A 19,030-nucleotide genomic window follows, 5' to 3' on the forward strand; every position below is an offset into this window, starting at 1 on the left:
TTAAGATGGCTCCGGACTTCACAACAGCCGGAGCACACCCATGAGTCAGCCTCGCACCCGAACTGCACTCAAGGCCATGGCAATCCTTGCCGCGATCGCTGTGATCGGCGTGCTGATGTGGACAGAGTTGCGCCCCAGCGGCCTGGGCGACGGCTTCGCCAGCGGTAATGGTCGCATCGAAGCCACCGAAATCGACATCGCCACCAAGAGCCCGGGCCGCGTGCTGGCGATCCTGGTGGACGAGGGTGATTTCATCCAGCCCGGCCAAGTGCTGGCGCGCATGGACACCGAGGTGCTGCAGGCGCAGCTGAACCAGGCGCGCGCGCAGGTCCGCCAGGGCGAGAACGCCATCCTTACCGCACAGGCCATGGTTGCCCAGCGCGAGAGCGAACGGGCCACCGCCGAAGCCGTCGTCACCCAGCGCCGTGCCGAGCTGACGGCCGCGCAGAAACGTCATCAGCGCACCGAAACGCTGGTGGCGCGCAATGCCATGGCGCGCCAGCAATTGGATGATGATCTCGCCGCAATGCAGAGCGCCCAGGCGGCGCTGGCGGCGGCGCGCTCGCAGGTCATCTCCGTCGACGCAGGGATTGCCGCCGCGAAATCCCAAGTGATCGAAGCGCAGTCAGCCGTCGAAGCGGCACAGGCCGGCGTCGAACGCCTGCAGGCGGATATCCGAGACAGCGAGTTAAAGAGTGACCGAACGGCTCGGGTGCAATACCGCGTGGCGCAACCCGGCGAGGTGCTCGGCGCGGGCGGCAAGCTGCTCAATCTGGTCGACCTGGCCGATGTCTACATGACGTTCTTCCTGCCAGAGCGTCAGGCTGGTCGCGTCGCCATCGGCTCGGAGGTGCGCATCGTCATCGATGCCGCCCCGCAATACGTCATTCCGGCCAAGGTCAGCTATGTGGCCAGCGTGGCGCAATTCACACCCAAGACCGTGGAAACCGAAAGCGAGCGCGAAAAGCTGATGTTCCGGGTCAAGGCGCGCATCGATCCGGAACTGCTCAAGCGTCACATGGAGCAGGTCAAGACCGGCCTGCCGGGCATGGCCTATCTGAAGCTCGACGCTGAAAGCGAGTGGCCCGCCGATCTGCAGATCAATGTAACGCCATGAGCGAGCCGCTCGATTCGGTGGTGCAGGTTGCCGGGGTCAGCCTGCAATACGGCAAGACGCGTGCTCTGGATGAGCTGACGCTGACCTTGCCCGCGCGATGCATGGTCGGCCTGATCGGCCCCGATGGGGTGGGCAAGTCCAGCCTGCTGGCGTTGATCTCCGGGGCGCGCAAGCTGCAGCAGGGCACGATAGGCGTACTCGGCGGCGACATCGCCGATCCCGGCCACCGGCGCAGGGTCTGCCCGCGCATCGCCTACATGCCTCAGGGGCTGGGCAAGAATCTGTATCCAACGCTCACCGTTTTCGAGAATCTCGAATTCTTCGGCCGCTTGTTCGGCCAGGCGGCTGAAGAGCGCCACTGGCGCATTGCTGAACTGACCCGCAGCACGGGTCTCGCTCCCTTCCTCCAGCGGCCGGCGGGCAAGCTGTCCGGGGGCATGAAGCAGAAGCTCGGCCTCTGCTGCGCGCTGATCCACGACCCGGATCTGTTGATCCTCGACGAGCCCACTACCGGCGTCGATCCGCTGTCACGTGCACAGTTCTGGGAGCTGATCGAGCGCATCCGCCGCGAGCGCCCACAGATGAGCGTACTGGTGGCCACCGCCTATATGGATGAGGCGCAGCGCTTCGATCAGCTGGTGGCAATGGACGCCGGCCGCGTGCTGGCCACCGGCACGCCCGCCGAATTGCTGGCGCGCACCACCAGCGACTCGCTGGAGCAGGCCTTCATCCGCCTGCTGCCGGACGCCAAACGCAATCAGCATCGCGAATTGGTCATCCCACCGCCGCCGCACAGCGACAGCATTGCGATCGAGGCCCATGGTCTGACCATGCGCTTCGGCGATTTCGTCGCGGTGGACCAGGTCAATTTCCGCATCGCCCGTGGCGAAATCTTCGGCTTCCTCGGCTCCAACGGCTGCGGCAAGACCACCACCATGAAGATGCTCACCGGCCTGCTGCCGGCCAGCGAGGGCGAGGCGCTGCTGTTCGGCAAGCCGGTGGACCCGCACGACGTGCAGACCCGCCAACGCGTGGGTTACATGTCCCAGGCGTTCTCGCTGTACAGCGAGCTGACCGTGCGGCAGAACCTCGACCTGCACGCCCGGCTGTTCCACCTGCCGGCCGAACGGCGCGGGCCGCGGGTGCAGGAAATGCTCACACGCTTCGATCTCACCGGCGACGCCGACAGCCTGCCCAGTCGCTTGCCGCTAGGCGTGCGTCAACGCCTGTCGCTGGCGGTGGCGGTGATCCACAATCCCGAAATCCTGATTCTCGACGAGCCCACTTCCGGCGTCGATCCGGTCGCCCGCGACGGCTTCTGGGAGCTGCTGGTGCAGCTGTCACGGGAAGACGGCGTGACCATTTTCATCTCGACCCATTTCATGAACGAGGCACTGCGCTGCGACCGCATCTCGCTGATGCACGCCGGCCGGGTACTCGACAGCGACACGCCACAAGCGCTGATGACCAAGCGCGGGCTGCCGACGCTCGAAGCGACCTTCATCGCCTACCTGAAAGAAGCCGCCGCGGCGCACGCCGGCGAACAGCCGGCAGCCACATCAACCGCTACGCACGGCCAGATCGAAGCGTCCAGCAATAGCGTCCGCCCGGCCCGCTTCAGCCTGCGTCGGCTGCTCAGCTACACCCGCCGCGAGGCCATGGAACTGCGCCGTGACCCGATCCGCGCAACGCTGGCGATGCTCGGCAGCGTGCTGCTGATGTTCATCATGGGTTACGGGGTCAGTTTCGATGTGGAAAACCTGACCTATGCCGTGCTCGACGGGGACCAGACCACCACCAGTCAGCATTACCTGCAGAACATCGCCGGCTCGCGCTACTTCTTGGAAAAGTCGGCGCTGGCCAGCCATGCGGAACTGGATGCACGCCTGCGCAGCGGCGATATCAGTCTGGCGGTGGAAATCCCACCCAATTTCGGCCGCGACCTCAAACGCGGGGCCGTGCCTCAGGTCGCGTTCTGGATCGATGGCGCCATGCCCATGCGGGCCGACACCATCAAAGGCTACGTGCAGGGCATTCATCTGACCTACCTGCAGCAACTGGCCCGCGAAGCCGGCGTGGACGGGAGGTTGGCGCCAGCCGACGTTGCCATCCGATACCGCTACAACCCCGACGTGCAAAGCCTTCCAGCCATGGCGCCTGCGATGATTCCGCTGCTCTTGATGATGATTCCGGCGATGCTCACCGCCTTGGGTGTCGTGCGCGAGAAGGAGTTGGGCTCGATCACCAACTTCTACGTCACCCCGACCACCCGCCTGGAGTTCCTGCTCGGCAAGCAGCTGCCCTACATCGCCCTGGGCATGTTCAACTTCGCCACCCTGGCACTGCTGGCAGTGTTCGTCTTCGGTATCCCGATCAAGGGCAGCATCCTCACCCTCTGCCTTGGCGCCCTGCTCTACGTGGCCTGCGCCACCGGGCTGGGCCTGTTGATGTCGTCGATCCTCAACAGCCAGATCGCGGCCATTTTCGGCACCACCATCGTCACCCTGCTGCCGGCGATCCAGTTTTCCGGGCTGATCCACCCAACCTCGGCAATGGAAGGGTTCGGCGCCTTTATCGGCAAACTCTATCCCACCAGCCATTTTCTGATCATCAGCCGCGGGGTGTTTTCCAAGGCGCTGGGCCTGGCCGACCTGTACCCGTATTTCATCCCGATGCTCCTGGCGATTCCGCTGCTGACCCTGCTCAGCGTCGCCGGCCTGCGCAAGCAGGAGAAATAGCATGGCCAATGTCCGCCGCAAGCTCAGCAACATCATCCAGCTCGGCCTCAAAGAGCTGCGCAGCCTCTACCGCGATCCGGCAATGCTGGTGCTGATCATCTATTCGTTCACCCTGGCCATCTACGAAGGCGCCACCGCCGTGCCCGAGGCACCGCACCGTGCCAGCATCGCCGTAGTCGATGAGGATCGCTCGCAGGCCTCGCTGCGCATCGTCAACGCCTTCCAGCTGCCCTACTTCATTGAGCCCAAGGCCATCACCCTGCAGCGGATGGACAGCGGCATGGATGCGGGTCTCTACACCTTTACCCTGAACATCCCGCCGAATTTCCAGGCAGATTTACTGGCCGGTCGCCAGCCGACAATCCAGCTCAATGTCGACGCCACCCAGGTCAGCCAGGCGTTCACCGGCGCCGGCCAGATTCAGCAGATCATCGCCAGCGAGACCGCTGACTTCGTCCGCCGCTACCGCAGCGTTGATGCCCTGCCGGTCGAAGCCGTCGTGCGCACGGCCTTCAACCCCAACCTGAATCGCGCCTGGTTCGGTGCCGTGAACGAGGTGATCAACCAGATCACCATGCTGGCGATCATCCTCACTGGCGCTGCGCTGATTCGCGAGCGTGAACACGGCACCATTGAGCACCTGCTGGTGATGCCGGTGACGCCGTTCGAGATCATGGTCGGTAAGGTCTGGGCGATGGGACTGGTGGTGTTGGCGGCCGCGGCGTTCGCGCTGCGCTTCGTGGTCGAGGGTTGGCTCGACATTCCGATTCAGGGCTCGCTGCTGCTGTTTGCCGGCGGCGCCGCGCTGCATCTGTTTGCTGCCACGTCCATGGGCATCTTCTTCGGCACGGTGGCGCGCTCCATGCCGCAACTGGGTCTGCTGGTGATTCTCACGCTGATCCCGTTGCAGATTCTCTCCGGTGGCGTGACCCCGCGCGAAAGCATGCCGGCGCTGATCCAGCACATCATGCTGGCGGCACCGACCACCCATTTCGTCGAACTGGCGCAGGCCATTCTTTTCCGCGGCGCCGGCGTCTCGGTGATCTGGCCACAACTGCTGGCGCTGCTGGCTATCGGCGCGGTGTTTTTCGTCGGTGCGTTGTCACGTTTGCGTCAGTCGTTGCGTTAGCGGTCGTAGCCGGTAGACGGGTCAACCTCGGGCGACGGTTGCAATTCGACCTCGAACACTGATCCACCCGCGGCGGGTTCTACCCCGGTCAGGGCGCCGACCAACTGCAGCTGGCGGTCGAAGCTTGATTGGATCTGCGCCACCCGCGACACCATGCGGCGGCTGGCGATGCGTACGCCGGGGTCCTCGCTGGCCATCATTTCGAATGAATGGGTGGTCAGGGCGTCGCTCAGTTGCGACAGACTGCGTACGGTCAAGCTCAGAAGCTCGGCCAGTTGATCGTTACAAGTGTGCATTCCATTGCCACCCAAGGGTTGATATCGCCGTGATGTTACTGCATTTTTGCGGCCATTTTGCATCGCCGCTTTGGTCGAATAATCGCGGCGTCTGGGCTGACCGCTGACGAGCGTGAGGCACGCACGGCAATCCAGCGGGAAAATGACGACCAGCCCGTGCCGGGGGAACAAGGCTCTGTCCAGCGGTTTGGCGGGACCACGCCGGCCGGCACATTCACACCCACTCGTGGCTCACCGTCGTGAGCGGGAATTTTTGTATTTTCGGCGGGTCTATCCTGCCGACATGCCAAGAGCCTGTAGCTCTGTAGCGCGCCAAGGAAGCCACTCAATCATGCGCATTCTCGTTACCGGCGGAGCCGGATTCATCGGCTCTGCTCTGATCCGCCATCTGATCCAAGACACCGGGCACAGCGTGCTCAACCTGGACAAGCTGACCTACGCCGGCAATCTCGAGTCGCTGGCCGAAGTTCATAACAGCGACCGATACCAATTTCTGCAAGCCGATATCGCCGATCGCGACCGTGTCAGCGAAGCGCTGCTGGAATTCCAGCCGGACGCCATCATGCATCTGGCCGCCGAATCCCATGTCGATCGTTCGATAGACGGCCCGGCTGAGTTTATCCAGACCAACATCGTTGGTACGTATCAGTTGCTTGAGGCGACGCGTGCCTATTGGCAGTCGCTGCCAGCAGAGCACCGCGAAGCCTTTCGCTTCCACCATATCTCCACCGATGAGGTGTACGGCGATCTGCACGGCGTCGATGACTTGTTCACCGAAACCACACCCTACGCGCCCAGCTCGCCTTATTCCGCTAGCAAGGCCTCTTCGGATCACTTGGTCCGGGCCTGGCAGCGTACCTATGGGCTGCCGGTACTGATCACCAATTGCTCGAACAACTACGGGCCCTATCACTTCCCCGAGAAACTGATCCCGCTGGTGATCCTCAACGCGCTGGATGGCAAGCCGCTGCCGGTCTACGGCAACGGCACCCAGGTACGTGACTGGCTGTTCGTCGAGGACCATGCGCGTGCGCTGTTCAAGGTCGTGACCGAAGGCACCGTCGGTGAGACCTACAACATCGGCGGTCACAACGAGCAGAAGAATATCGACGTGGTGCGCGGCATCTGCGCGCTGCTCGAAGAGCTGGCGCCGCAGAAGCCTGCCGGCATCGAGCGCTTCGAAGACCTGATCACCTTCGTCAAGGATCGCCCAGGCCACGACCTGCGCTACGCCATCGACGCCAGCAAGATCGAACGCGAGCTGGGCTGGGTCCCGCAGGAAACCTTCGAGACCGGCCTGCGCAAGACCGTACAGTGGTATCTGAACAATCTGGAATGGTGCCGTCGCGTTCAGGACGGCAGCTATCAACGTGAGCGCCTTGGCGCGCTGGAGAACGCATGAAAGGAATCATCCTCGCCGGAGGCTCCGGTACCCGTCTGCACCCCATCACCCTGGGCGTATCCAAGCAGCTGCTGCCGATCTACGACAAGCCGATGGCGTACTACCCGATCTCGGTACTGATGTTGGCCGGGATCCGCGACATCCTGCTGATCTCCACGCCGCAGGACCTGCCGCAGTACAAGAACCTGCTCGGCGACGGTAGCCAATTCGGCGTGAGCATCAGCTATGCCGAGCAGCCATCACCGGACGGTCTGGCGCAGGCCTTCCTGATCGGTGAAGAGTTCATCGGCAACGACCCGGTGTGCCTGATCCTCGGCGACAACATCTTCCACGGCCAGCATTTCACCGAAATGCTGCAGCGCGCCTCGGCCCAGCAAAAGGGCGCTACGGTCTTCGGTTACTGGGTCAAGGATCCGGAGCGCTTCGGCGTCATTGATTTCGACGAAAACGGCAAGGCGCTGTCGATCGAAGAGAAACCGGCCAAGCCGAAGTCCAGCTACGCGGTGACCGGCCTGTATTTCTACGACAACGACGTGGTCGAGATCGCCAAGTCGATCAAGCCTTCGCCGCGCGGCGAGCTGGAGATCACCGACGTCAACAATGCCTACCTCAAGCGCGGCGACCTCAACGTCGAGCGCTTCGGTCGCGGCTTCGCCTGGCTCGATACCGGCACCCACGATAGCCTGCTGGAAGCCTCACAGTACGTGCAGACCATCGAGCACCGTCAGGGCCTGAAAGTCGCCTGCCTGGAAGAGATCGCCTACCAGCACAAGTGGATCGACCGTGAGCAGCTGCTGCAGCGCGCCGATGCGCTGGGCAAGACCGGCTACGGCCAGTACCTGTTCAAGCTCGCCGGTGAAGATGCATGAAAGTCATCGAAACCGAGATCCCTGACGTACTGATCATCGAGCCGAAGGTGTTCGGTGATGAGCGCGGGTTCTTCTACGAGAGCTTCAACGCCGCGGCTTTCGAGGCCGCGACGGGGGTCAAGCGCAGCTTTGTTCAGGACAACCACTCCAAGTCCCAGCGTGGTGTGCTGCGGGGGCTGCACTATCAGATCCAGCAGCCGCAAGGAAAACTGGTGCGGGTGGTGGCCGGGGAAGTGTTCGACGTAGCCGTGGATTTGCGCCGCAGTTCGCCGAGCTTTGGGCGCTGGGTTGCCGTCCATCTGAGTGCCGCAAATCAGCGCCAACTGTGGATTCCGGAAGGATTCGCGCATGGCTTCGTGGTACTCAGCGAAAGCGCCGAGTTTCTGTACAAGACTACCGACTACTACGCACCCGCCCACGAACGCTCGTTGCTCTGGAACGACCCACAGATCGGCATCGACTGGCCATTCACCGAGCCGCCTCAGCTGTCGCAGAAAGACATCGACGGCAAGGTACTCAGCGAAGCGGAGCTGTTCGCATGAAGATCCTTATCACCGGCAGTACGGGGCAGTTGTCCCGTGAGCTGCAATTGGCGCTTGCCGGTGAAGGCAAGGTGCTTGCGCTCGGTCATAAGCTGCTGGACCTGGCCGAACCGACACAGATCCGTCGACAGGTTCGTCTGCTACGCCCTGATCTGATCATCAACGCAGCCGCCTATACGGCCGTCGACTCGGCGCAAGGCGACCCCGAACGAGCCTTCGCCGTGAACGCTACCGGCCCTGGTGTACTCGCCGAGGAGGCGGCAGCCCTGGATGTACCGCTGATCCACTACTCCACTGATTATGTTTTCGACGGCAGCAAGACCGAACCCTACACGGAAGAGGATCTGCCGGCTCCGTTGAGCGTATACGGGGCGAGCAAGCTGGCCGGTGAACAAGCGATTCAGGCCGTCGGCGGTGACCATCTGATCCTGCGCACCAGCTGGGTCTACTCGTTGCACAGGCGCAACTTTCTGCTGACCATGCAGCGCCTGCTGCAGGAGCGCGACGCGCTGTCGGTGGTCGATGATGAGATCGGTGCGCCCACCTGGGCGGGCACGATCGCCGGAGTCACCGCCGAGATAGTGCGTAAACGACGCTCTGGTAGCGGTGGGCCTGGTGGGCTCTACCACCTGACCGCCAGCGGCGAGACGTCCTGGTATGGGTTCGCCTGCCATATCGCCCAGCACCTGCAGAGCCAGGGCCTGTTGCGCGCACGGGTCGAGCCGATACTGTCCACCGATTACCCCACGGCAGCTCAGCGTCCGCTCAATTCCCGCCTCAGCTGCACGCGTTTGCAGCATGACTGGCAGATTTCGCTGCCCGATTGGGAAACCGCCCTGCACCAGTGTCTTGGCAGTGTGTCCCGTGTCCAGGCAGATCACGCCGCAGCGGCTGCGCAAAGCGTCTGATCTCACCGACAGTGCCGAACTCGCAGGCAACCGTCCCGTTCACCCGGCAGTAAGCACCGACGTTGGCCGGACGTGCATAATGGCGCCCGAACCACAGGCGCATTTGCATGACCTCACCCGATTCCCCCCGCCGTCCTCGCTGGCGCAACCTTGCGCTGGTTGCACTGTTGTTGGCGCCGCTGCTATGGCCGCTGCAACAACTGGCGGAGCGTTATTACAGCAACGAGTTGATCGAACAGAACCGCCAGACCCTCGACCTCTACGTCGCCAACCTGCTCGGCTCGTTGCGCCGTTATGAAGTGCTGCCGCGCATCCTCGGCGATCTGCCGACCCTGCGTACGGCGCTGCGCCAGCCTGACGACCCAGCCGCCAAGGACCAGGCCAACCGCCTGCTGAATCAGCTGCGCAAGGAAACCGGCGCCGATGTGATCTATCTGATGGCGCCTGACGGCAATACTCTGGCCGCGTCGAACTGGAACGAGGAAGACAGCTTCGTCAGTCGCAATTTCGCCTTCAGGCCCTATTTCAGGGAAGCCATGGCCGGCGAGCTGGGCCGCTTCTTCGGCCTCGGTACCACGTCTGGCAAGCGCGGCTACTATTTCGGGGCTGCGGTACGTGATGGCGACGAAACCCTTGGCGTACTGGTAGTCAAGGTGGACCTGGACCATACCGAGACGCTATGGGGCAGCACGCCCGAGCAACTGATGGTGACCGACGGTTTCGGCGTGGTGATTCTTACCTCCAAGCCGGAATGGCGGTTCCGCGCCAGCCGCGCGTTGGATGCCGAGGAGCGTGAGCAGATTGCCTCCGACCGCCCCTACCCCACGCTCGAACCCCGTGACCTGACCCTCGATATCGATACCTGGCTGATTCAGAGCCGTGAACTCAAGGAAACCGGTTGGACGGTGCGCATCCTGGCGCCGATCAGCCTGGTCGAGCGTCCCGTGCAGACGGTCGTCGCGATTGGCGCCGCCACCCTCGCCGCGCTATTGCTGTTGCTTGGTTTGCTGATGCAACGGCGCCGCCATTACCTCGAGCGCATCGCCCTGGATGCCAAGGCGCGCCAACAGCTTGAGCGCCGTGTGCAGGAGCGGACACAGGACCTCGAAGCCCTGAACAGCCGACTCAAGGAGGAGGTACTGGAGCGCGAGCAAGCCCAGCAGGAGCTGGTCCGTGCACAGGACGAGCTGTTGCAGGCCGGCAAGCTGTCGGCACTCGGCACCATGTCCGCCAGCATCAGCCATGAACTCAATCAGCCACTTGGAGCGATCCGCAGCTATGCCGACAATGCCGGCGTCCTGCTCGACCAGCAGCGCAACGACGAGGCACGCGACAATCTCAAGCTGATCAGTGAGCTGACCGCACGCATGGCCTCGATCATTGCTCATCTGCGCGCGTTTGCCCGGCGCGACCGCCATGCACCGGAGCGGGTCGCGTTACAGCCGGCGCTGGACGACGCGCTGGCGTTGCTGGCCAAGCGACGCCAGGCCATGGGCGTCGAACTGATTCGCGACCTGCCCGACGCCACGCTCTGGGTGCAGGCCGGCGAGACGCGGCTGCGGCAGATCATCTCCAACCTCTTGAGCAACGCGCTGGACGCCCTGGTGGAGCGCCCGCCGGTGCGGCGCATCTGGCTGCGCGCGGAGCGCCAGGGCGAGGGTGTGCTGCTGACCTTGCGCGATAACGGCCCGGGCTTTTCCGACGAGGCGATGCAGCGTGCCCGCGAGCCTTTCTTCACTACCAAGACCAGCGCTCAGGGGTTGGGCTTGGGATTGGCCATCTGCGATACCCTGGCCCGCGCCCTGGACGGTGAACTGACCTTGGCCAACCATCCCGAAGGCGGCGCGCAGATCAGTCTCTATTTGCATTGCGCCGACCCCGGCGTCGCCTTTCCGAGCGAGGACTAGCATGACCCACCCGATCGACCCGCAGACTCAGGTCATCCTGGTCGATGACGATCCGCATCTGCGCAAGGCGTTGAGCCAGACGCTTGACCTCGCCGGGCTCAAGGTGCTCAGTCTGAGCGATGCGCGCGGCTTGCCAGGCATACTGCCCGTGGAGTGGGGCGGCGTGGTGGTCAGCGACATCCGCATGCCCGGCATCGACGGCCTGGAACTGCAACAACAGCTGCACGCGATCGACCGCGAGCTGCCGGTTCTGCTGATTACCGGCCATGGCGATATCCAGCTGGCGGTTCAAGCCATGCGGGCCGGCGCCTATGACTTTCTCGAGAAGCCCTTTCCCAGCGAGGCGTTGCTCGATAGCGTGCACCGCGCCCTTGCCCTGCGCCAACTGGTGCTGGACAACCGCAGCCTGCGGCTGGCGCTCGCCGACCGCCAACAACTGTCGACCCGCCTGCTTGGCCAATCTGCCGCCATGCAACGCCTTCGTGAGCAGATTGGCGCGCTTGCCGGAACCCAGGCCGATGTGTTGATTCTTGGCGAAACCGGGGCAGGCAAAGAGGTTGTAGCCCGTGCGCTGCACGACCTTTCAAGCCGTCGCAACGGGCCATTCGTGGCGATCAATGCCGGGGCGCTGGCCGAGTCGGTAGTCGAAAGCGAGCTGTTCGGCCACGAAGCCGGAGCCTTCACCGGCGCGCAGAAGCGCCGCATCGGCAAGTTCGAGTTCGCTAACGGCGGCACGCTGTTCCTCGACGAGATCGAGAGCATGAGCCTGGATGTCCAGGTGAAGCTGCTGCGCATGCTGCAGGAGCGCGTGGTCGAGCGACTGGGCGGTAACCAATCGATCCCGCTGGATATCCGGGTGATCGCTGCGACCAAGGAGGATTTACGCCAGGCCGCTGACCAGGGCCGCTTCCGTGCCGACCTCTACTACCGCCTGAACGTCGCGCCGCTGCGTATCCCACCGCTGCGTGAACGCAGCGAAGACCTGTTGTTCCTGTTCCAGCATTTCGCTGAAACCGCCGCCAACCGCCACGCCCTGCCGATCCGTGAACTGCGTGCGGAGCAGCGGGCTCAGCTGCTTCGGCATGCCTGGCCAGGCAATGTGCGGGAACTGCAGAACACCGCCGAACGCTTCGCGCTGGGTCTCGAGTTGGGGCTCGATGATTCCGCTCGCGCCGCCGACGACAGCGGTGCCGTTGGAGCCAGTGGGCTGGGTGAGCAGGTGGAAGCCTTCGAGCGTGCCTTGATCGCAGCCGAACTGGCGCGACCTCATAGCTCGCTGCGCAGCGTTGCCGAAGCCTTGGGCCTGCCACGCAAGACACTGCACGACAAACTGCGCAAGCACGGCCTGGCATTCAATGATGCTGGCGGAACCCCGCCTGATGATGGCGAATAGCTGGCGGTTTTCCGCCAATCTTGGACGACGTTCAGAACATCTGCCTTTTCGCCGCCTGCGGACATGCTGCCGAAACAGCTTTGCGACTGCATTCAATCCCGTCATCCGCGTCACGAGAATATGGGTAGAGCTTGCGGGCTAGAGCGGATCAGCTGAGAAGCATTCGTCAGTATTTTGCCATCATGCGAGTAAACTGCCGCGTCACGGGAGGCAGGCAGCCATTCTGGCACAGCACTTGCTCCCGCTATTCCATGGACCGACAAGCCGAGTCGTCGTCTGGCGCAGCGATTTATTCAATGACGCCTAGACTTGTCTTGCTGGTTACAGCCGAGCTGCCTGCCCCGGTGCAGTGGCTCACTCCACAACAAGAGGAAACACAACAATGTTCAAGCTGACTGCCACAGCGCTTGCCTGCGCTCTGTCCCTTGGTATCACAAGCCTGGCCCAGGCCGCCGATCCGATCCTGATCAAGTTCTCCCACGTGGTCGCCGAGAACACCCCGAAAGGTCAGGGTGCCAACCTGTTCAAGAAGCTCGTTGAAGAGCGTCTGCCCGGCAAGGTGGAAGTGCAGGTTTACCCGAACTCTTCGCTGTTCGGCGATGGCAAGGAAATGGAAGCACTGCTGCTGGGCGACGTACAGCTGATCGCGCCGTCGCTGGCCAAGTTCGAGCATTACTCCAAGGGCGTACAGGTGTTCGACCTGCCGTTCCTGTTCGACAACATCCAGGCGGTTGACCGCTTCCAGCAGAGCGATGCCGGCCAGAAGCTGCTGAGCTCGATGGAAGACAAGAACATCACCGGCCTGGCCTACTGGCACAACGGCATGAAGCAGCTGTCGGCCAACAAAGAGCTGCGTGAGCCGAAAGACGCCCGTGGTCTGAAGTTCCGCGTACAGGCTTCCGCCGTACTGGACGAGCAGTTCAAGGCCCTGCGCGCCAACCCGCGCAAGATGAGCTTCGCCGAGGTCTACCAGGGCCTGCAGACTGGCGTTGTAAACGGTGCCGAGAACCCCTACTCGAACATCTACTCGCAGAAAATGCATGAAGTGCAGAAGCACATCACCGAGTCCGACCACGGTCTGCTCGACTACATGCTGATCACCAATACCAAGTTCTGGGAAGGTCTGCCGGAAGACGTGCGCACCGAGCTCGACCAGATCATCGATGAGGTCACCGTTGAGGTGAACAAGCAGGCCGATGACCTGAACCAGAAAGCCAAGCAGGACATTCTGGCTGCCGGCACTACCGAAATCCTCGTTCTGACTCCGGAAGAGCGTGCCAAGTGGCGCGAAGCCATGAAGCCGGTTTGGAGCAAGTTCGAGAACGACATCGGTGCCGACCTGATCCAGGCCGCCGAAGAAGCCAACAAGGCTAAGTAAGCCTTGCCGGAGGGCAGCCACAAGCTGCCCTCCGCGTTCCGACTAGAGCAATACCAGCCACATCGACAGACCAGTGAAAAGACAACCCAGCCAGGCGACACCTACGGCGCGGTGATCCCGAGCCAGATGCCTGTAAAACAAGAGTTTTTTCATTGTTCTGTCACCCGGTCACCCGACCGGCCCATGGCGCACGTTCTGTACGCCCACCGAAACACTGTAATCCATCAGGAGATGTCATCCATGAACGCCCTCTGGCGCGTCTGGGACCACTTCGAAGAAGCGTTTATCGCCTTCCTTCTGGCCGCCATGACCTTGGTGACCTTCGTTTATGTGGTCTTGAACAACCTCTACACCGTGTTCTACAGCCTCGGCGATCGCTATGAAGGTGCCAGCGATCTGTTCTTCGCCATGGGTGACTTCACCATCGGTCTGGCGCAAGAGATGACCTGGAGCACGGCACTGACCAAGGCGCTGTTCGCCTGGTTGATCTTCTCCGGCCTGGCATACGGAGTGCGTACCGCTGGCCACATCGGCATCGATGCGCTGGTCAAACTGGCGCCGCGCCGCGTCCAGCGCTACATCGGCTTTGTTGCCTGCCTGTTCTGCCTCGGTTATGCAGGCCTGCTGGCGTTTGCCAGCTTCAATTGGATCTCGGCACTGTTCACCGCCAACATCGGCGCGGAAGACCTCGGTCATTTCGGCGTCAAGCAATGGCACATCGGCATGATCGTGCCGATCGGTTTCGCCATGGTCTTCATCCGTTTCGCTGAAATCTTCGTGCGCATCGTACGTAACGAGCAAACCGGCCTGGGCCTGGCAGACGAAGCCGCCGAAGCCGCGAAACTGGGCGCAGAGGAGCCGAAATAAATGACCATCCTGTTCCTCTTTGTCGCGCTCTTCGCGCTGATGTTCATCGGTGTGCCAGTGGCCGTTTCCCTCGGCCTGGCCGGTTCGCTGACGATCCTCCTGTTCAGCCCGGATTCGGTCACCTCGCTGGCGATCAAGCTGTTCGAGACCTCTGAGCACTACACGCTGCTGGCGATACCATTCTTCCTGCTGGCTGGCGCATTCATGACCACCGGCGGTGTCGCCAAGCGACTCATCGACTTCGCCAACGCCAGCGTCGGTCATATCCGCGGCGGCCTGGCCATCGCGGCCGTACTGGCCTGCATGCTGTTTGCTGCGCTGTCCGGTTCCTCTCCGGCAACGGTCGCCGCGGTGGGCTCGATCGCGATTGCCGGTATGGTCCGCTCCGGTTACCCGCAAGCATTCGGCGCCGGCATCGTCTGTAACGCCGGTACGCTGGGCATCCTGATCCCGCCGTCGATCGTCATGGTGGTCTACGCCGCCGCCACCGAGACCTCCGTGGGCAAGCTGTTCATGGCGGGTGTCGTGCCGGGTCTGCTGCTGGGGCTCGGACTGATGATCGCCATCTACATCATCGCGGTGAAAAAGAACCTGCCGGCGCTGCCGCGAGCGACGTTCCGCGAATGGCTGTCTGCCGCACGCAAGGCCATCTGGGGCCTGCTGCTGATGGTGATCATCCTCGGCGGGATCTATTCCGGCATGTTCACGCCGACCGAAGCGGCGGCGGTAGCCGCGGTGTACTCGGCCTTCATCGCGCTGTTCGTCTACAAGGACATCACGATTCGTGATTGCCCCAAGGTACTGCTGGAGTCGGGCAAGCTGACCATCATGCTGATGTTCATCATCGCCAACGCCATGCTCTTTGCGCATGTGCTAACCACCGAGCAGATCCCGCAGCAGATCACCGCCATGGTGCTCGAAGCCGGACTGCAACCGTGGATGTTCCTGCTGGTGGTGAACATCGTGCTGCTAGTGGCCGGCGCCTTCATGGAACCGTCAGCGATCATCCTGATCCTGGCGCCGATCCTGTTCCCGATCGCCGTGCAGCTGGGCATCGACCCGATCCACCTGGGCATCATCATGGTGGTCAACATGGAGATCGGTCTGATTACGCCGCCGGTGGGCCTGAACCTGTTCGTTGCCTCCGCGGTAACGGGCATGCCGGTGACTCAGGTGATCCGCGCCGTGATGCCGTGGCTCACGCTGCTGCTGGCCTTCCTGATGATCATCACTTACGTGCCGTCAATTTCCCTGGCGCTGCCAAACCTGCTCGGCATGTAACGCGCGTCGGCAACACCGTTTCCCTTTAGCCCGGCTCGCGCCGGGCTTTTTTTGCTCTGCGCTACAGGGCGAGTACATCCGCGGGACGCCGGCGAAACCAGCCCGTCAGCGAGAGGCGGTCGGTACGGGTGACCAAGACTTCGTGAGGGAAGTCACCCGACAGGAAAACCAGCAAATCGCCCGCAAGCGGCGGGATGTCGCGCTGCGAACCGTCAGCGAAATGCATGCGCAACTCACCGCCATCAGCCGGTTGCCAGTCCGGGTTGAGGTAGACCACTGCGGTGATGCAGCGGCTGTCGTCATCGCGGAAGCGATCCAGATGGGTCTTGTAGAAGGCACCCGGCGGGTACAGGGCGAAATGGCATTCGAACTCTTCCAGGCCAAGAAACAGCGTCTGGTTCAGACGTTGTCGAAGCCCATCCATCAGCTCCAGGTAGCTGTCACACAACTGCGACTGTCCCGGTTCGAGCCACTGGATCTGGTCACCCCGGATACCTTCGCGAATCGTCAGCGCGTCGCCGCGGCCAATACCGGCCGGGGCCAGGTCACCTTGTAATTCGCGCTTGCGGCACTCCGCTGCCAAACCAAGGGTCAGATCGTCTGACAGGAATGAATGACGCAGCGACCAGCCATGCTCGGCAAGGTCGTCAATGATGGGATCGAACTGCAAGGAAGAGACTCCGAAAGGATTGTTTCGGAGTCTAGCAGCAGCGCTTTCGCGCCTCGACAGCAGCCGTCAGGGCGCTGAAAATAAACGGCCCGCCAACAGGAGCTTCCATGCGCGCTTTAATCGCTTGTGTATTACTTGCCCTCAGCTGCAGCACCCTCGCCGATACCTATGACGAGCTTTACGAAACTGCAGGCTGGACCGAACAACGCGCCAATTTCAGCGATGCCCTGACCGCCGCCCAGCAGCGCTACAAGAACACTCTGCCACCTGCTGTGTACCAGGCGCTGGTAACCAACAGCAATCGCCGTTTCGCGGTCAACGCCATCGATCAGCGGGCCAAGCAGGCCTTGCGTGACAACCTCGCCAACCCGCAACCTGCGCTGGATTTTTTCCAGTCACCAGTAGGCCATAAGGTGGTGGCGGCCGAGACGTTGGCCGGGCGCCGCGAGCAATTGGCGCGATATGAAAACGGCATTCCGCGCATCGAAGCCGGCAGCAACCGGCAGTTGCTGATCCGTCATCTGGCCCAGGCGATACCGGCTGCCGAAGCGGGTGCGGAGGTCAGCCTGGCGCTGGCCGGCGTCGCGGCCGACAGCCTCAGCCAGATGATTCCGGGCCTGCTCGGCGGTGGCCAGGCGCAGGGCTTGCTGGAAAGCCAGCGCGAACGTCTGCAGCAGCAGGTCGAGAGCGACCTGGACAACACGCTGCTGTACATCTACCGCGACCTTTCTGATGCCGAACTGGAGGAGTTCGTTCAGTTCGCCCAGTCGGAAGCCGGCCAGCAATACTACAGCGCAGCGCTGCAAGCTCTGCGTGCCGGGCTTGCGGTGGGATTGAGCGGCAACGAGACCCAGGCTTAAGCGGCCTTTCAGCGAGCGCGCCGAGCTATTTCAAGCGCTCGCTGAGAAATCCGAAATATTCATGGCGCAGGGCTTCCTGCTCGTTGACCAGGTGATGCCGCGCCGTCGGTAGCCGAAGAATTTCCGGGGCGGCGAACTTGTCTTGCAGGACCGGCAGGTTGTGTTGCCAGTCGACCGTCATATCGGCCTCACCCTGGACAATCAACGGACTGAGCGGGCTGGCGGGCGCGCCTTCGATACGCTGAATCCAACGCGACAGTGCGCCCACCCATGCGGTTGGCAAGATATCCGGCTGCAGTGGATCACTGGACTGGATGAACTGGAGAAACGCCGGATCGCCTGAGTTTTCACTGAAACTTCGGGGAATCTGCTTGACGAAGCGCCGCATCACTTCGTAACTGAGGCGTGACCATCCCCAGGCGCGCGGCCGCACCAGCGGCGCCAGCAGAACGCTCTGCCCCAGCGCTGGGTGCATCGGCTGACAAAGCAGATAATCCAGCACGATGGCAGCGCCCGTGCTCTGGCCCAGCAGATGCCACGGCTGCGGCAGATTCATCGCAGCGGCTTCATGCAACAGGCCCTGCAACACCGCCTGGTATTCATCGAATTCGTTGATGCTGGCGCGTGGCCCGCTGGACAGCCCATGCCCCGGCAGGTCGCAGGCGAGCACGGCGAAGCCCATGCGCAACCCCCAATCCACCACGTGTCGGTACAGGCCCATATGGTCGTAGTAACCGTGAAAGATCAGCAGTGTCGCGACCGGCTGTTCGGGGCACCAACTCTGCGCCACCAGTTCGTAACCGTGTACCTGAAACCGCCCCAGACGCCGTTGGATACCGCCGTGGTGAGGCAGATCCAGTCCGTAGTAGGTCTGATAGAAACGTGCATCGGCGGTCAGCTCGGCTACGTGGCGAAGCGGGCTTAATTGCGCGCGGAGCGCGTCGGGATCGATTCGCGAAGGCATGAACGGTTTTCTTGCTAAGGGTAAGCGGGATATTCAGCTCTGCAGCGCGACGTGGCAAGCTGGCGCATCCATCCAAGAGCGCCATCATGTCCGTACGCAACAAGTATCTGATCGCAGCGCTCGTTGCCTTGCTCTGGGGCGGCGCCATGCTGGCCGCCTTCTGGTGGTTCGAGGCGCGCTACCTACGAACGTTCGAGAACGAGCGCGCCGAGCTGTTCTCCGGCGATGTGCTGCGCCTGCCAACCGAGCTGCAGGGCCCTGGACCGGTGCGCTTCGTCCACTTCTGGGACCCGAGCTGCCCGTGCAACGTCGGCAATCAGCAGCATCTGGAGGAGTTGATCAAGCGCTTCGCCGGGCAGCCGGTCGAATTCTATGAAGTGCGCAAGCCGGGCAGCAAGGGCCGCCTGCCGCAGCCGCTGGCGGCACTGAAACCGCTGGGCGCCCCGCCCGGCTCCGAGCTGCTGCCCGCCAGCCCCGCCGTTGGCATCTGGGACCAACGGGGTGAATTGGTCTATATCGGCCCCTACAGTGAGGGTGCGGTGTGCAGTTCGGACAACAGCTTCGTCGAGCCGATCCTCGATGCAGTACTCACCGGGCGCAAGGTCCGCGCTACCCATTCGCTGGCGGTGGCCTGTTTCTGCGACTGGCAAGAGTAGCGGCATGTTCCGCAAACTTGATCACGATCAAATGATAATTATTATCACCTGAA

17 protein-coding genes are annotated in these 19,030 nt (G+C 62.6%); 14 read left to right on the top strand and 3 right to left on the bottom strand.

Annotated elements, in window-relative coordinates; genetic code table 11:
• Positions 1–40: 40 nt before the first annotated feature.
• Genes BUE09_RS03825 through BUE09_RS03835 form a run of 3 tightly spaced genes read left to right on the top strand, consistent with a single transcriptional unit; the run spans position 41 to position 4,984 of the window.
• Positions 41–1,117, top strand: a complete 1,077-nt coding sequence (locus tag BUE09_RS03825) for an HlyD family secretion protein (protein WP_073299351.1) — start codon at positions 41–43, stop codon at positions 1,115–1,117.
• A complete protein-coding gene (gene rbbA / locus BUE09_RS03830; protein ID WP_073299352.1) occupies positions 1,114–3,855 on the top strand; it encodes a ribosome-associated ATPase/putative transporter RbbA in 2,742 nt (913 codons plus the stop codon). Before BUE09_RS03825 ends, rbbA begins: the two co-directional genes overlap by 4 nt.
• 1 nt (position 3,856) lies before the next feature.
• Positions 3,857–4,984 (top strand): ABC transporter permease, encoded by a 1,128-nt coding sequence (locus BUE09_RS03835; protein WP_073299353.1) that lies wholly within the window; start codon positions 3,857–3,859, stop codon positions 4,982–4,984.
• Here the strand turns inward: BUE09_RS03835 and BUE09_RS03840 are convergent.
• A complete protein-coding gene (locus tag BUE09_RS03840; RefSeq protein ID WP_073299354.1) occupies positions 4,981–5,280 on the bottom strand; it encodes a hypothetical protein in 300 nt (99 codons plus the stop codon). The two genes, BUE09_RS03835 and BUE09_RS03840, sit on opposite strands and share 4 nt — an antisense overlap.
• Positions 5,281–5,611: 331 nt before the next feature.
• Here BUE09_RS03840 and rfbB point away from each other — a divergent pair, with 331 nt between their 5' ends.
• The 9 genes from rfbB to dctM all read left to right on the top strand — a co-directional run bounded on the left by rfbB (position 5,612) and on the right by dctM (position 15,827).
• Positions 5,612–6,682 (top strand): dTDP-glucose 4,6-dehydratase, encoded by a 1,071-nt coding sequence (gene rfbB / locus BUE09_RS03845; protein WP_073299355.1) that lies wholly within the window; start codon positions 5,612–5,614, stop codon positions 6,680–6,682.
• Entirely contained in the window at positions 6,679–7,551 is an 873-nt protein-coding gene (gene rfbA / locus BUE09_RS03850; protein WP_073299356.1) for a glucose-1-phosphate thymidylyltransferase RfbA, read from the top strand. Before rfbB ends, rfbA begins: the two co-directional genes overlap by 4 nt.
• Positions 7,548–8,093 (top strand): dTDP-4-dehydrorhamnose 3,5-epimerase, encoded by a 546-nt coding sequence (gene rfbC / locus BUE09_RS03855; RefSeq protein WP_073299357.1) that lies wholly within the window; start codon positions 7,548–7,550, stop codon positions 8,091–8,093. Before rfbA ends, rfbC begins: the two co-directional genes overlap by 4 nt.
• The gene (gene rfbD / locus BUE09_RS03860; RefSeq protein WP_073299358.1) at positions 8,090–9,001 is read left to right on the top strand and encodes a dTDP-4-dehydrorhamnose reductase; all 912 of its coding nucleotides are present in this window, start codon (positions 8,090–8,092) and stop codon (positions 8,999–9,001) included. Before rfbC ends, rfbD begins: the two co-directional genes overlap by 4 nt.
• A 107-nt stretch (positions 9,002–9,108) precedes the next feature.
• Complete coding sequence (locus tag BUE09_RS03865; protein WP_073299359.1) at positions 9,109–10,908, top strand: sensor histidine kinase; 1,800 nt, start codon at positions 9,109–9,111, stop codon at positions 10,906–10,908.
• A gap of 1 nt (position 10,909) precedes the next feature.
• The gene (locus tag BUE09_RS03870) at positions 10,910–12,301 is read left to right on the top strand and encodes a sigma-54-dependent transcriptional regulator (RefSeq protein ID WP_073299360.1); all 1,392 of its coding nucleotides are present in this window, start codon (positions 10,910–10,912) and stop codon (positions 12,299–12,301) included.
• 382 nt (positions 12,302–12,683) lie between these two features.
• Positions 12,684–13,679 (top strand): TRAP transporter substrate-binding protein, encoded by a 996-nt coding sequence (locus tag BUE09_RS03875; RefSeq protein ID WP_073299361.1) that lies wholly within the window; start codon positions 12,684–12,686, stop codon positions 13,677–13,679.
• Positions 13,680–13,919: 240 nt separating this feature from the next.
• On the top strand, positions 13,920–14,546 hold the full coding sequence (locus BUE09_RS03880; protein ID WP_073299362.1) for a TRAP transporter small permease: 627 nt from the start codon (positions 13,920–13,922) through the stop codon (positions 14,544–14,546).
• The gene (dctM, locus tag BUE09_RS03885) at positions 14,547–15,827 is read left to right on the top strand and encodes a C4-dicarboxylate TRAP transporter large permease protein DctM (protein WP_073299363.1); all 1,281 of its coding nucleotides are present in this window, start codon (positions 14,547–14,549) and stop codon (positions 15,825–15,827) included.
• 61 nt (positions 15,828–15,888) lie between these two features.
• Here dctM and BUE09_RS03890 read toward each other — a convergent pair whose 3' ends face one another.
• Entirely contained in the window at positions 15,889–16,497 is a 609-nt protein-coding gene (locus BUE09_RS03890; protein WP_073299364.1) for a 2OG-Fe(II) oxygenase, read from the bottom strand.
• Positions 16,498–16,604: 107 nt separating this feature from the next.
• Here BUE09_RS03890 and BUE09_RS03895 point away from each other — a divergent pair, with 107 nt between their 5' ends.
• Positions 16,605–17,357 (top strand): hypothetical protein, encoded by a 753-nt coding sequence (locus BUE09_RS03895; RefSeq protein WP_073299365.1) that lies wholly within the window; start codon positions 16,605–16,607, stop codon positions 17,355–17,357.
• A 25-nt stretch (positions 17,358–17,382) separates the two neighbouring features.
• Here BUE09_RS03895 and bipL read toward each other — a convergent pair whose 3' ends face one another.
• Positions 17,383–18,321, bottom strand: coding sequence for a phospholipase BipL (bipL, locus tag BUE09_RS03900; RefSeq protein ID WP_073299366.1), 939 nt, complete (start codon positions 18,319–18,321; stop codon positions 17,383–17,385).
• An 86-nt stretch (positions 18,322–18,407) separates the two neighbouring features.
• Between bipL and BUE09_RS03905 the strand changes: the two genes are divergently transcribed.
• Complete coding sequence (locus tag BUE09_RS03905) at positions 18,408–18,977, top strand: DUF6436 domain-containing protein (protein WP_073299367.1); 570 nt, start codon at positions 18,408–18,410, stop codon at positions 18,975–18,977.
• Positions 18,978–19,030 lie beyond the last annotated feature (53 nt).

The organism is Stutzerimonas xanthomarina DSM 18231, from assembly GCF_900129835.1.
GTDB classification, from domain to species: Bacteria; Pseudomonadota; Gammaproteobacteria; order Pseudomonadales; family Pseudomonadaceae; genus Stutzerimonas; species Stutzerimonas xanthomarina.

Bases quoted from the DNA above. Each gene is read 5' to 3' on its own strand.
- BUE09_RS03875 (WP_073299361.1), top strand. From the start codon at position 12,684: ATGTTCAAGCTGACTGCCACAGCGCTTGCCTGCGCTCTGTCCCTTGGT.
- rfbA (WP_073299356.1), top strand. From the start codon at position 6,679: ATGAAAGGAATCATCCTCGCCGGAGGCTCCGGTACCCGTCTGCACCCC.
- rfbB (WP_073299355.1), top strand. From the start codon at position 5,612: ATGCGCATTCTCGTTACCGGCGGAGCCGGATTCATCGGCTCTGCTCTG.
- BUE09_RS03895 (WP_073299365.1), top strand. From the start codon at position 16,605: ATGCGCGCTTTAATCGCTTGTGTATTACTTGCCCTCAGCTGCAGCACC.
- BUE09_RS03880 (WP_073299362.1), top strand. From the start codon at position 13,920: ATGAACGCCCTCTGGCGCGTCTGGGACCACTTCGAAGAAGCGTTTATC.
- rfbD (WP_073299358.1), top strand. From the start codon at position 8,090: ATGAAGATCCTTATCACCGGCAGTACGGGGCAGTTGTCCCGTGAGCTG.
- BUE09_RS03865 (WP_073299359.1), top strand. From the start codon at position 9,109: ATGACCTCACCCGATTCCCCCCGCCGTCCTCGCTGGCGCAACCTTGCG.
- BUE09_RS03840 (WP_073299354.1), bottom strand. From the start codon at position 5,280: ATGCACACTTGTAACGATCAACTGGCCGAGCTTCTGAGCTTGACCGTA.
- BUE09_RS03870 (WP_073299360.1), top strand. From the start codon at position 10,910: ATGACCCACCCGATCGACCCGCAGACTCAGGTCATCCTGGTCGATGAC.
- BUE09_RS03905 (WP_073299367.1), top strand. From the start codon at position 18,408: ATGTCCGTACGCAACAAGTATCTGATCGCAGCGCTCGTTGCCTTGCTC.
- BUE09_RS03825 (WP_073299351.1), top strand. From the start codon at position 41: ATGAGTCAGCCTCGCACCCGAACTGCACTCAAGGCCATGGCAATCCTT.
- bipL (WP_073299366.1), bottom strand. From the start codon at position 18,321: ATGCCTTCGCGAATCGATCCCGACGCGCTCCGCGCGCAATTAAGCCCG.
- rfbC (WP_073299357.1), top strand. From the start codon at position 7,548: ATGAAAGTCATCGAAACCGAGATCCCTGACGTACTGATCATCGAGCCG.
- dctM (WP_073299363.1), top strand. From the start codon at position 14,547: ATGACCATCCTGTTCCTCTTTGTCGCGCTCTTCGCGCTGATGTTCATC.
- rbbA (WP_073299352.1), top strand. From the start codon at position 1,114: ATGAGCGAGCCGCTCGATTCGGTGGTGCAGGTTGCCGGGGTCAGCCTG.
- BUE09_RS03835 (WP_073299353.1), top strand. From the start codon at position 3,857: ATGGCCAATGTCCGCCGCAAGCTCAGCAACATCATCCAGCTCGGCCTC.